Source organism: Sunxiuqinia sp. sy24 (assembly GCF_052677165.1).
Genome location: NZ_JBQYLH010000009.1, coordinates 83,250 through 97,074, shown reverse-complemented (window position 1 = coordinate 97,074; position 13,825 = coordinate 83,250). Strand labels below are relative to the sequence as shown.

Annotated in this window: 10 protein-coding genes; 1 reads left to right on the top strand and 9 read right to left on the bottom strand. The window is 45.6% G+C overall.

The annotated features are described in order from the left end of the window. Window positions 1-157 precede the first annotated feature (157 nt). Window positions 158-2,014 (top strand): alpha-1,3-galactosidase-related protein, encoded by a 1,857-nt coding sequence (locus ACUNWA_RS09700; protein ID WP_445591702.1) that lies wholly within the window; start codon window positions 158-160, stop codon window positions 2,012-2,014. A 237-nt stretch (window positions 2,015-2,251) separates the two neighbouring features. Here ACUNWA_RS09700 and ACUNWA_RS09695 read toward each other — a convergent pair whose 3' ends face one another. The 9 genes from ACUNWA_RS09695 to ACUNWA_RS09655 all read right to left on the bottom strand — a co-directional run bounded on the left by ACUNWA_RS09695 (window position 2,252) and on the right by ACUNWA_RS09655 (window position 13,802). Next, window positions 2,252-2,917, bottom strand: a complete 666-nt coding sequence (locus ACUNWA_RS09695; protein WP_445591701.1) for a transaldolase family protein — start codon at window positions 2,915-2,917, stop codon at window positions 2,252-2,254. 148 nt (window positions 2,918-3,065) lie between these two features. Continuing rightward, entirely contained in the window at window positions 3,066-4,337 is a 1,272-nt protein-coding gene (locus ACUNWA_RS09690; protein WP_445591700.1) for a zinc-binding dehydrogenase, read from the bottom strand. Between the two features lie 107 nt (window positions 4,338-4,444). Then, window positions 4,445-6,412 carry an SDR family NAD(P)-dependent oxidoreductase gene (locus ACUNWA_RS09685; protein WP_445591699.1) on the bottom strand — a complete coding sequence of 656 codons (1,968 nt, stop codon included), beginning with the start codon at window positions 6,410-6,412 and terminating at the stop codon, window positions 4,445-4,447. A gap of 101 nt (window positions 6,413-6,513) precedes the next feature. Next, complete coding sequence (locus ACUNWA_RS09680) at window positions 6,514-7,743, bottom strand: PHP domain-containing protein (RefSeq protein ID WP_445591698.1); 1,230 nt, start codon at window positions 7,741-7,743, stop codon at window positions 6,514-6,516. Window positions 7,744-7,856: 113 nt separating this feature from the next. After that, the gene (locus ACUNWA_RS09675; protein ID WP_445591697.1) at window positions 7,857-8,873 is read right to left on the bottom strand and encodes an adenosine deaminase; all 1,017 of its coding nucleotides are present in this window, start codon (window positions 8,871-8,873) and stop codon (window positions 7,857-7,859) included. A gap of 347 nt (window positions 8,874-9,220) precedes the next feature. Next, window positions 9,221-9,976, bottom strand: a complete 756-nt coding sequence (locus tag ACUNWA_RS09670) for a hypothetical protein (RefSeq protein WP_445591696.1) — start codon at window positions 9,974-9,976, stop codon at window positions 9,221-9,223. Between the two features lie 114 nt (window positions 9,977-10,090). Further along, window positions 10,091-10,621 (bottom strand): hypothetical protein, encoded by a 531-nt coding sequence (locus ACUNWA_RS09665; protein ID WP_445591695.1) that lies wholly within the window; start codon window positions 10,619-10,621, stop codon window positions 10,091-10,093. Window positions 10,622-10,894: 273 nt separating this feature from the next. Next, window positions 10,895-13,366, bottom strand: a complete 2,472-nt coding sequence (locus ACUNWA_RS09660) for an alpha-ketoacid dehydrogenase subunit alpha/beta (RefSeq protein ID WP_445591694.1) — start codon at window positions 13,364-13,366, stop codon at window positions 10,895-10,897. Between the two features lie 43 nt (window positions 13,367-13,409). After that, window positions 13,410-13,802, bottom strand: a complete 393-nt coding sequence (locus ACUNWA_RS09655) for a four helix bundle protein (protein WP_445591693.1) — start codon at window positions 13,800-13,802, stop codon at window positions 13,410-13,412. Window positions 13,803-13,825 lie beyond the last annotated feature (23 nt).

Genomic DNA, 13,825 nt, shown 5'->3' with positions numbered 1-13,825 from the left:
CGCTAGTGAAACAACCTACTAAAAATAAACCCGGGCTGTAAGACTGAGAACATATTTCATCATTCCCCGATGTAGAACCATCACAATAGTTTGCTTATTTTAGCAGGAGATTTTTACGAAATTCAATCTACATTTATAAAAAATCCGATTAACTGCTATGAAACAAACGACTATCCTACTACTAACAACTTTACTCTTTTTATGCTACGGTTGCTCACAACCCACAAAGACAATCTCTTTCGACACGTTTGGAGCCCAACCCGACTCCAAGGAAAACGCATCAGCTGCTGCTGTAAAATTAATTGAACATCTGCAAGCCCGAAAAGACACTTCGCTACTAACCGTTACTTTTCCTAAAGGGCGGTACGATTTTTACGAGGATGGCGCGTTTACACGCGAGTACTATATCTCCAATCACGACCAAGACAATCCGAAGAAAGTTGGATTTGCGTTTGAAGACCTGAAAAACATTGTTTTGGACGGGCAAGGTTCTGATTTCATTTTCCATGGGAGGATGATCCCTTTCGCCTTATTGAACAACACCAATGTCATGCTGAAAAATGTGCATATTGACTTTGAAGTTCCGGCACTGCGCCAATTAAAAGTTACTGCCGTCAATAAGGAGGCCGATGAAGTTATCGCTGAAATTTATCCGAAGGGAAACTACCGCATTGAAAACAACAAACTGGTGGTGGAAGGTGAAAGTTACGAGTTTACGCCCTACGTTTGCATGCCTTTTCGGGCCGATAAACGGCTTGCCTACCAACGAGCCGATGTTGGGTTCAATCCGGCATCGGTTACCGAGCAGTCGCCCAACACCCTAAGCATTAAAGGCTGGAAACAGCTCAACCACACCTCCCCCGACGAACGTTATGTGCTTCGCTCCTACCATCGTCCTACGCCTGGTATTTTTGTGAGCGAATGTTCCAATACAAGCTTCAACAAGGTAACCGTTCACTATGCCGAAGGCATGGGGTTGATCGCCCAAATGAGCGAAAACATTACGCTGGATGGTTTCAGCGTACGCCTGAGAGGCGATGATGACGAACGCGTTTTCACCACTCAGGCTGATGCCACGCATTTCTCAGGCTGCAAAGGGATTATCATTTCAAAAAACGGTTTATACGAAGGAATGGCCGATGATGCCATCAACGTACACGGAACTTATTTGAAAGTAACCAAGCGCATTGACGACCACACCTTACAAGGGCGCTACATGCATTCTCAATCGTGGGGATTTAAATGGGGAGAGCCGGGCGACAGCGTCCAATTTGTGGAATCCGGCAAAATGGAACTGGTCGATCAACACACCAATACCATCCAAACGATTCAGGCTGTTGACAAGCCCACGGAATTTGGAGCCAAAGAATTTCAAATTGTCTTTGCCCATGCCCTTCCGGAACAGATTTCAGAAGCAGGCAGTTACGGCATTGAAAACCTGAGCTGCACACCCGAAGTGATCTTTTCAGATAACATCATCCGGAACAACCGCGCCCGGGGCTCACTATTCAGCACCCCCCGAAAAGTGGTTTGCGAAAACAACCTGTTCGACCATACACACGGAACCGCTATTTTGCTTTGTGGCGACTGCAATGGCTGGTTCGAAACCGGCGCTTGTAAAAATGTGCTGATCAGGAATAATCGCTTTGTCAATGCGCTTACCGCCAACTACCAGTTTACCAATGCGGTCATCTCCATTTATCCTGAAATCCCGAACCTGAAAGACCAACAACAATTTTTCCACTCAGGGATCGTCATCGAAAACAACACCTTCGATATGTTCGACCAGCCAATTTTATATGCCAAATCTACCGATGGCCTTATCTTCCGAAACAACACCATTGAATACAATACCGAGTTTGAGCCGTTCCACTGGAATACACACCCGTTCTTTTTTGAGAAAGTGAACAACATTCTCATCAGTAACAATCATTTTGAAAAGAAAGTAGATTGGAGCAAAGCTATCCGAACAGAGCTGTCGGCCCCCAATTCAGTGACTATCAACAATGATTAGACAGCCACTGGCGCGAATTTGTTACTTGTCCCTTTTTTATGAAAAGACAGCTTTAATTCGCCTCCGCTGGCACCGATTAAAAATTGGTACCAGCGGAGGCGATCAAACAATCAGCTTTATTCATCGTCCTCAAAAACTAATTTCAGCAGCTAAAAAAAGGGACTAAAAAGTCCCTTCTAAATCGATTATTGCTTGCGAAAGCATTCCGTTGTTCTTGTTTCCGAATTCAGCCTTTGACTAAAACGCAATGTCGTAAAACTCGGCTCCATCTTTCAAAAACTGATTGACACTAATATCCGTCATCGGGTGCGTAATCAATTGCATCAACAGGTCAGGACCAATGGTAGCAGAATGAGAACCATTCATACTTACCCGATGAATCTGGTCAACCGTTTTAAAACTTGCGGCCAGCACCTTGGTGTCCAACTTGTATTCAACCATGTTTCTGACAATATCGCGCACCACCTCTATGCCGTGTGACGAGATATTATCCAAACGGCTCACGTAAGGAGCCACAAAGTCAGCTCCCGCTTTGGCAGCAACCAATGCTTGCTGTTGAGTAAAGATGGCTGTAGCCGTTACCCGAATCCCACTGTCTTTCAAAATACGCATCGCTTTAAACCCCTCGGGGAACACCGGAATTTTAGCATGATAATTATCACCCAAGCCAAAATACGATTTGTATTTTTTAGCTTCCCGGACAATGTCATCCGAGTTGGTACTCATCATCTGAACATGCAAGGTTCCATCGCCAACAATCTTTGCAATATCGTCAACAACCTGCGACAATTTCATTCCCGACTGTTTCAAGATTGTTGGATTCGTTGTTACCCCCTCCAACGGAAAAAAATCATACAACGCCTTTAAAGCCGAAAGATCGGCTGTGTCTGCCATATAAATCATAAGTTCTCTTTTTACCAAAAAAAACGCAAGATCCACTGAAAGAGTTACATCTCTCAATAGATTCCTGCGTTAGTTCGTTTATTAATAATTCTTCAAATACCTGTCCGTTTATTTCCTGCGATAACCAGTTACCGCCCCCTATTCGACATTAAATGTCTTTTGCATTTTCCAGCAAGTAGGCTTCTGCTTCAACGGACCAAAGTTCGTTATTTCGTTCACATATCTCGTGCAATTTGGCGAACAGCGGATCAGATTTTCCTTTTTCTTTAAATTCGCTGATCGCTGTTAGCTCGATATCTTTATGAGTATAAATCAACTTCTTTCCTCCGGGAATGTTTGGAAGATCCAGCGTGGTATCAATCACCGCGTTTAGTCCGCCCACATGCGTAACCAAGCCGGCAGGATCCAATCCTTTGCCAAACATTTCCAGTGATTCAACCATATCATCATTATTTCCTCCTGAAGTTCCAACAATATGAGTGGACGCATAATGCACATTGTAAAAATTCATCTTCGCACTAAAGTCCCCATTGCTTGGGCCGGCAAAGAAATTCAAACAACCATCGTTAGCCAAGATAGCATCGCCTTGTTCAATGACCGGAGGAACAGGCGCAAATACAAACACATCGTTGTATCCTTCATCTTCAGTCAGTCCGCGTAACTTGGCAACCGGATCCTCGCCGCTTGTATTCAAATAAATCAGTTCAATACCTTTTGATTTTGCCCATGATGGCGTATAGATAGAAGCTGCCCGGTCCAGTCGTGCCTGATCAATATCCGTCACCACCATCAACGACGGCTTCCGGTCTTCGCGCATAATCACATAGTTGATTGCTGCCAAGCCCATGGGGCCCACACCTGCCAGGATAGCCATTTTTCCGCCATCCACAATTTCCATATCGTGCTTATACGATCCAGGAGTTGTATGGTAGTTGGCATGCATAGCACCAATGACACAGCTTAGCGGCTCAGCCAGCGATGCCGGATAATAACCCGGACCTTCGTAGGCCAGCAAACAATCCTGCTCCAACACATCTTTAGGAATGATAACATAAGTGGCATCGCCCCCAATGTATTGATACGAGTAGCCCGGCGCACTCAACACGCCAACCGGACCATCGTTGTAGTAAATAGCTGGTTGAATGGAGTATTTCTGTCCGGCTTTGAATTTATGCTGCCATTTGGCTCCCACTTCCACCAGTTCGCCCGCAAATTCGTGTCCAATCATAATTGGCTTTTCAGCCACATCGTTGGGAATCCGCTTGTGGTCGGTTCCTTGTGTTGCCGCTTTGTATGATGACATACAAATGCTGTCAGAAACTACTTTAGCTAAAATCTCATCCTCTTTGATTGCGGGAAGTTCAAACTCTTCCAATCGCAAATTTTTTTTACCGTATAATCGAACTGCTTTTGTTTTCATATTTTACTCTTTCGTTTTTATAATCCTGTCATTTCGAAGTTGTTTCGAAATCTGCAAGTTGAACATTCCTGAAACACGTTCAGGCTGATGCAATAAAAAGGGACATCTTAGTTCAACATATTCTGCCCACCTGTTACTGGCACGGCCTGCCCGGTTTCATATTCCTGCTCCATCACATAAAAAATGGCGCGCATCACATCAAGTGGCGTACAACCACGCCCGGCAGGAACTTGCGCCTCGTAAAAATGTTTCACATCCTCCAGCGTTTTCGCGCCGGGCACTTTACCGGCTCGCAAGTACTGCACAAACAAGCCATTCTCAGGATCGGCCCACAGCGGCCCATCGAAAAAGTTCCCGGGACAAATGGAGTTCACCTTAATATTAAAGGGCATCAGCTCAAGTGCAAACGACTGGGTGAGACCAATGCCTCCGAATTTCCCTCCGGCATAAGCGAAGTTTTTGTTGCTTCCTTTCAATCCCGATTTGGAATTGATTTGGATGATGTCGGCAAAATGATCGGCTTTGAATTGATTTTGCAGCTTCATCACCGCCGAAGCATATTTGGAGCAAATAAAGTAGGCCGAATAATTCACTTTGGTCATTAACTCAAAAGTTTCCGGCGTCATTTCATCGAGGCCTCCAGCGCGTAAAATACCTGCATTGCTGACAAAGGTATCCAAACCACCAAAGTTGATCACCGTTTGGCGAACCAGGTTTTCAACCGATTCGGCCTTGGAGACATCAGCCGACACAAAGAGGGCTTTATTTTTCCGTTGAACAGCATTCAATTCATTGGCAAAGGCCTGCCCTTTTTCGGCATTCAAATCGGCAATCACCACATTGGCGCCATGCGCCATCAGGTGCTCCACAATACCAGCACCAAAGCCCTGCGCTCCACCCGTTACAATAATAACCTTACGATCGGCACGCCCGGCTGTTCCGCCCAAAGATATTTTAGAACGATACTGCTCCACTTCCCAACTTTCGATAAAAGCGACCTGCTCGTGAGTCATGGGATGCTGTCCGCCAAACGACTCCACCAACTGCGCTATCCGGCAATGATCAGTCACCACATCAACTAAAACCTCAGCTCCTTCCGCATGATCGGCCATAACCAACACGCCAAGTCCGGAAGCAAACAGCACTTTTGGTGCTTTACCTTTTTCGGCTGTATATTTTATAATTTCTTCTTTTGCTGTATTCAGAAAAACCGCCACATCGCCGTCAAAATCAACATACAAATAATCCGCGTTGGCATAGACAATTCCATCAGGCGTAAAAGGCGCAGCAATGGCTTGCTGATTTTCTTTCTTCAGATATTTATTGAGCAGCGAACTGTTCACCAGGCGAACCGTTTTCAGCCCTTCGCCGGAAACCATCATCCGAATAGCAGGAACGATTTTGTCGGCCTCTGCTGAAATTTCCAGAGCTTCGTTTAAGGGTTCCGATCCATAAACGGCATCCAGTTTTTCTTCAATATATTGGTATGCCTGATGAATTTCCTCAACCGTGTTTCCTCCTACAAATACGCCATGGTTTTGCAAAAAGATGATAGCAGGCTCCTGCCCTTTTTCACTCCGGTAATTTAAAACGGCTTTTTCAACCACCTTAAACAAAATATAGCCCGGATCTTCGTAAGGGATGTAAAGCACGCTGTCGCCAAACAACTCGGCGGTTTTCTCTGCAGCCTGCTGACTACACATCAGCCCATTGACTTTGGTTGAGTGGGTGTGCACCACCAGCGAAAAGTCAATCAGGTTGTGAAAAGACGTTTCCACCGAGGGGCGCTGCCCTTTTTCAGGTTCCACCCGACTTCTCATCAGGTCGGTTACAATTTCGGCTTCCCGTTTCAGCGGATCGTCCGAGTAGGTTTTGGTATCTATTTCGGCTAACTGTTCGCGGTCGAGTTTAGCAAAACCAGCTTCTTCAATTGTAGCCAAAGCAAACCCGCTGGCTTTCACCCACAGGTATTTTTCGTTTTTATAGGAAGTATTGCCACCGCCGGCCAGCACATAATCCTTTTGCTGTCCATAAAACTGCGATACTTCGATAAGATCTTTTATTCCTTGTTCCATTTCGTTCAAATTCCAAGTTTCAAATTCCAGTTTTCAGCCGATGTATGCTGTTAGCGACTAAACGTGCTAACAGCTGCTACTGAAAACTGCACTATTTTATTTTAGTGTACAAAGTGATTGATGGCGGCATGCCCAATAGCAATAAACTCATCCCGCTGCCCAAGTCTGGCATTTCCATAGGCATCCAGGAACCCTTCTTTGCCCTTAGCCAGCAAGTATTGATGCGCAGCAATAATACAAGCTCCTTCGTAACCAATCTTCTTCAGGTTATCGCTTAGCGGATTGCTATCGCCACCATAAACCGTAATGGGATCCAGAGCCGGTGTGTTATGCTCGGTTCCGAAAGTAATGACAAAGCCTTTCTCGTTGAAGAAGTTGACAAACTCCTCCAGAATCTCCGGCTTGTTTCGTCCCGGAATCAGCTCCAGCGAATACACTTTTTTATCCACCAGGCTTTTATACAGTTTATCGTAATCGCCTTCAAAATCGGTAAATTCCCCTTTTTGATTGTCCAGCAAAACCGGGTAACAAGGGATTCCTCCTGCCTGAATAATTAATTCGATTACCTGCTCCAGACTCAAAAATGCTTTATCATCTTCGGGAACGAATGCTTTCCCACCTAACTTCAGTAAGTTACCGCGAATTTCATTTTCCAGCCCGGCAAAGTCTGACATGGACGACTTGGGTGTCTTTCCTTCAAATACTTTTTCAAAAAATGCTTTCTGATCGTCTTCGGAAGTATATTTTTTAGCAGCAGCCTCGCGCAACGCTTTGGCAATGTGCCGCTCACGTAGTAGGTTTTTAGCGTATTTTTCTTTCATCGTATCGAACGAGAAAACAAGATCTTCGCCCAATTCCTTCAGCCAATCATTCAGCTTATCAATCATCTCGCTGGTTTGGCGGTTGCTTTCATTCTGCACGCGCAGCAAGCGCTCCACCATTTCAGCATTTAGCCGAACCGGAAACTTCAAGCCTTTACCGCTGAAATAAGTCCGCCCCGGATTATTCGGATCATTCACGCGAACACCTTGCGATTGCAAATCTTTCTGCAAAGCCATAAATTCAATATTGAATAAAGGGAAAATATTGAATTGCTTCGCCCGCTGATTGAATTCATCGTAGCCATCCGTGGTATAAAAATCATTGATTCCCAAAACCTTCACACCTTCTTTCTCAGCCATTTCAAAAACCTGAATAATTTCAGAAAAAGCACTGAAAGAATAAGGCGTATGAAAATGTCCGTTTACCTGAAGGATGTTTTGATCCACATCTACTGTTTCGGCTAACAGCTTTCGCTCTTCAGGATATTGTTTAAAAATTGATTCGCTCATAAGTCGCTTATTTACATTTTTTGAATTGCTCTACAAATAAAGACAAACAGCAACGAAAAGCTATCCTTGGGTATCCTGTATGGCCAGCTGGGAACTAATAAATAAGCTGATGCTTAAGCTCTTTCGCTGCAATACTGCTCAACAGCAGCGATATGCATTTCTTTTTCCGGTTCAGAAAGCAAACTGGCAACAATGCCATTTTTGGCCAGCTGGCACAAATCGGCCTTAGTCAAGCCCAACGCTTCGGCCGAAGCCAAGTAGTTTTCGTTCATATAACCCCCAAAATAAGCCGGATCATCAGAATTGATGGTCACCAAAACACCCTGATCCATCAGTTTTCTCAGCGGATGGTTCTGCAATTTATCCACAGCCTTTAAGGCGAGGTTCGAAAGCGGACATACCGTTAACGGGATTTGCTTTTGAGCGAGTTCGGCTACCAGAGCAGGATCATTGATCGATGAAATCCCATGATCAACACGGGTCACCTTCAACAAATCCAAGGCATCTTTCACGTTAGCTGCCGGTCCTTCTTCGCCGGCATGAGCAACGGTCAGGAAACCTTCCTCGCGGGCTTTGGCAAATACCCGTTCAAACTTGGCTGGCGGATTCCCTTTCTCCGAAGAGTCGAGTCCCACGCCCACAATCAGATCTTTGTAGTCGAGCGCTTCTTCCAGCGTCTCGAAAGCCGAAGCTTCGTCGAGATGGCGCAGAAAACACATAATCAACTGGCTACTAATGCCTAGCTCCCCCCGTGCATTCTGCAAAGCCCGGTTGATGCCATTGATAACGGTAGCGAATAGGATCCCCCGATCGGTGTGCGTTTGCGGATCAAAAAAGATTTCGGTGTGCACTACGTTCTGCGCTTTGCATTTCAACAGGTAAGCCCAGGTGAGGTCGTAAAAATCCTGTTCTTCATGCAATACGTTGGCTCCTTCGTAATACAAATCCAGAAATTCCTGCAGGTTCGAAAAATTGTAAGCCTGCTTCAATTCCTCCACCGATGCGTACTTCAATGCCATGTGATTCCGCTCAGCCAATTTGAAAAGCAATTCGGGTTCGAGTGTCCCTTCAATGTGCAAGTGAAGTTCTGTTTTAGGTAAGCCTTCTATAAATGTATTTAATGTTGTCATGTGCCCGATTTTATATTTCGTACAAAGTTCCGATTCTTTTGATAATAACTGGCAAAAAACAAAAAGGTTTTCGCAAAACGCACTCCTGGGAGCTTAAGCGACTGATCCTCCCCAGCCTTCTGCTGCCTCCATATTTAGTCCGCAGGTAAAGAAAGTCAAGCCCCTTGCAAGTAAAAAAACGATGCAGAATGCGAAAATCGTCGTGCAGAATGCAAAAATTAAATTGCAGAATGTATTTTACTTAATGCAGAATACTGATATTACTATGCAGAACCATTCTTCCTACCTAAAAAACAAGCAGGGCTATTGCAACGAGCTGATTCGACCGGCTTATCTCCAACGTTGACTTATTCTTTCTTCTGAGTTCCTGCTTGTTTTTGAGCCTGAGACTTACGTTTCATAAACTGGCTCACATAGCCCACTTGCCGCGAAGGGACCTGACGAAACACATATTTACCACAAGCACGCAACTCGTCTACCCTGGCTTTCAGGTAGTGATAAGCCCGATCACGAAGTTCTTTTGAGTTACTTGTTTTTTTGACAGCCGAAGCATGCCACTCCGGAAGTTCAGCCGCCAACTGGCGGAGCTGCCCCAGCGCATCCAGGTTAAAGCCCGTGGACAAAAGCAAATCAGGATGCGACTCACCCAAGACGGCCAAATCGTTCAACGATTGATACAAAGCGGCATAGGGCGCTCTTTTCAACAACAACCTCAGCGTTTTCAACAACAACCTCAGCGTTTTCAACAATTCAGGCTCCTGTCTGAAAGCGAAGCGAAAACTACTGGCCACATCCTGCTGCAATTGCCGCGCCTGCTGCTGTTTCTCCTGAAGTACTTCAAGCTGCGGCTCCACTTGCTTCTGCTCCTTCTTCCATCTGCCCTGATAATACTTCAACAAATGAAATCCAACCATTAGCTCATCGAAGATCATTAGCGTTAAGCCTACTTCCAGCAGCTTAGCCCGATCATCCTGACTCCACACATACAAATCGTTCGCTTCCTGCAGGTAAATCGACACGGGCATTGCCGGACGCCTGAGTTGATTGATCGGAATAGCCAGCAAAGTATCCAACTGTTCGGTAGTCGGTTGAAAATTAGCCATAAGTTTATTTATTGAAGTCAATGAAACCTCAAGTTAATAAAACCGCACCCATTGCACAATACTATAAACGAAGCCTTTCGCCTACGACACCATCAGCAGCCTGCAAGCGAGGTCTCATTTTCCCTGTCCTTTGAAGTAGTCCTGCTTGTCGGCAAACAAAACATTGAAGCTGGTCAGGCTGCCATAAGCGCGGGTAATATACTGCTGCAAGTGTACTTTGTCGGCATCATCAAGCTTGGCGTGGCTGTTGATATTTTGCTCCAACACCCGCAGGCGATCGCGCAGCATCACAATCTTATGGAAAAAGGCATCAATTGGAATTTCTTTCGACTGCAAGTCCGGGTTTCCCGGCTTCAGCTCAAGGGATCCGTCCTGCCACTTTTCAGCCATCTTTACCGTGTGGGTAATGCCTTGATACTTGTCCATCACAAAGGAGATCACCTCCTCTATTTCATCGAGCGACAGGCCAGTGCGGGGCTCCGTCTCCGGGGCTTCAAGCACTTCCAAATCCTCATTATACTTACTCATTTCCGATTTCCCCCCGCGTTCAAAAAAGATTTCATAAATCGTTAAATGAGAACGGGCGATAATTCCTTCGCCATATACGGGGTGCGAAACTCGCGTGCCTACTACTAATTCATTCATCGTTTTTAGAGTTTAGATCATAAACGTTAGACATCAGATGATAGCCCATCGATTTTTAAGTGTCTATTTCGACAATGAATTTAGAAAAATCATTGATAACCCGAGTAGCTTTGATTACAAAAAGAGGTGAGAAAAATTAGGTGACGGGCAGGTATCTGGGGGGCAAAACAATTTCACCAATCAGTAGCCCCCAAAAAAAAGTCTCATGCCATTGAGCGCATGAGACTTCTAGAATTATCATGGGAAGATAATTATCTGAGACTATCTAGTAGATTAAATGCCTAATTTATTTCTTCGGATTTGTTCCGATGTTGTAAAGTTACTTTTCACCACGTGTCCTTTTAGCGGCACAATTTTTTCATGGATGGCATCGATGATCCAGTCCACTTGAGGGAAGAAAGCATCTTCCAGCTCGTAGGCCGGTGTAATCCAATTGCGCGAGCCCACCACTACTGGCGGAGCATCTAACTCGTCGAAAGCCAGCTCGGTAATGGTCGAAGCCATTTCTTTCATAAACGAACCGCGAGCCGTTGCATCGCCTGTAATCACCAGTCGTCCGGTCTTTTTCAGCGACGCCAGTACCGGTTCGTAATTGAATGGCACCAACGAACGGGCATCAATCACTTCAGCACTCATATCATATTTCTCCTGCAGCTCACCGGCAGCTTCCAACGCCCGATAAAGCGTAGCACCAATACTCAGGATGGTCACATCTTTTCCTTCGCGCTTCACATCTGGCTCTCCAAATGGAATTTCGTAATATCCTTCGGGCACGCCACCTTCATGAAACTGCTCTCCAATGTCGTAAATCCGCTGACTCTCGAAAAAGATCACCGGATCAGTCCCTTGCAGGGCGGTATTCATCAAGCCTTTGGCATCGTATGGCGTAGCTGGGAAAACCACTTTCAAACCCGGAATATGAGCTGGTAGTGCGGTCCAGTCTTGCGAGTGCTGGGCACCATATTTTGAACCAACAGAAACACGCAACACCACCGGCATCTTAATCACGTTACCACTCATAGCCTGCCACTTGGGCAGTTGATTAAACACTTCATCACCTGAACGACCCAGGAAATCGCAATACATGATTTCAGGAATCACCCGGCCACCACACATGGCATAGCCAATAGCTGTACCCACAATGGAGGCTTCAGAGATGGGCGAGTTAAACAACCGGTGATAAGGCAAAGCCTCGGTCAGTCCGCGGTAAACAGCAAAGGCACCACCCCAGTCACGGTTTTCTTCACCATAGGCAATCAGTGTTGGGTCTTTATAGAAACGGTCAACAATGGCTTCGAACAAGCCATCGCGCAAACCATATTGCTTAATCTTAGAGAACGGCTTACCATCTTTATCGAAGGCAAAACGCTCTTTATTTTTCAGTTGCTTCACCCGTGGGTTTTCTTCCATCGGATGGTTCACTTCGGGCTCACGTCCTGGCTCCATACTATCGGCCGGCGAATCGGAAAACATCATTTCACCAATCAGCTCCGGCTCTTTACCCAGGTCCATCAGTGGCGAAACAGCATCATCAATGGCCAATCTCAAGCCCCAGGTAATCAAATCGGTGGTGTTGGTTTTCGTGCTATTCAATTCATCCTCGGTAACAACACCCGCGTTAACTAATTCCTGGCCAAACCAAATGATGGAATCCACCGCTTGCCAGGCTTCAATCTCTTCTTTTGACCGATACGAAGACGCGTCAGATGGCGAGTGCCCGCTGAAACGGTAAGTCAACACATCCAATAAAACCGGTCCGCGCTTTTCTTTCAGGATTTCGCGTTTACGCGTGTAAGCATCAATTACGGCCAGCGGATTATAACCATCCACACGCTCGGCATGCAACTGGTCGGCATTCAGGCCGGCACCAATGCGGGCAGCAATATTGTAGCCCATTGTTTCGCCACAGGTTTGTCCACCCATGCCGTATTGGTTATTCATGATGTTGATGATCAGCGGCAGGCCACCTTTCATATCGCCTTCCCACAACTCGTTAAACTGATCCATGGTGGCAAAGGTCAAGCCTTCCCAAACGGGGCCACAAGCCATCGAGGCATCACCAATATTGGCAACAACAATACCCTCTTTGCGATTCACTTTTTTGAAAAGCGCAGCTCCTACAGCAATGTCGCCCGAACCACCCACAATCGCGTTGTTCGGATAAACACCAAATGGCGTGAAGAAGGCGTGCATCGATCCTCCCAACCCACGGTTAAAACCGGTTTCACGGGCAAAAATCTCCGCCAATGTTCCATAAATCAGGAAGCGGATCGCCAATTCCTTGGTTGTTCCTTTGAAGTTCGCTTGCACTGGAGCGAATGTTTTTCCATCGAAATGATTTTCCATCACGTCGATCAATTGTTTGTCGCTCAACTTATGAATAGCGGATAAGCCTTTAGCCAGAATCTCACCATGCGAGCGGTGTGATCCGAAGATAAAATCCTCAACACCTAAGGTGTATGCCATCCCCACAGCAGCTGCCTCCTGCCCGATGGACAAGTGAGCAGGTCCCGGATGGTTGTAGGCAACTCCGTTGTATTCACTTTTGATTTTAATTTCGTTGAGCATGGTTTCAAACTCACGAATAACTACCATGTCGTGATAAATGCGTAGAAAATCTTCTTTGGAGAAATTGGCTTTCTCCTCTTCAATACTTTTGCTGTATTGGTTGACAGGAATCGGCTGGAAGCTTACTTCACCCGCTTTCCGGACATCTTGTGGATTAATAAATTGTACTTTAGGCATATCTTATTAGTTTTTAAGTTACGAGTTTTGAGTTTCGAGTTGCTCACTTACGGAACTTTCTGCCTTTGATTTCAGAATTGCTCAGATAACTCATGAGTCCCGAAATCATTCGGCCAATTTCTTCCGCTTCCTGATAAGCAACATCAAACTCAGATTGATTTATGTATTTGTTGTCTAATGCTCGATAAAGTTGAGATTTAACCTCCGCTGAAGATCCTTTTGAGATGGACAAGAATGATATAAACTCCCGATTCCCTTCCCATTCAAACCCTTCAGCAATGTTGTCCTTAACTGAACCAGAGGAGGCTTTAATCTGGCTCACTAAACGAAAGTCCTTCGAGAACTCAGCCTGCAATGTGAAAGCATGAATCTGCTTACACAATTCACGGGCGCGCTGCCAGGCTTTTATATCCTCAAATCGTTCAATCGTCGCCATAACTTTAAACTCGAAACACTAAA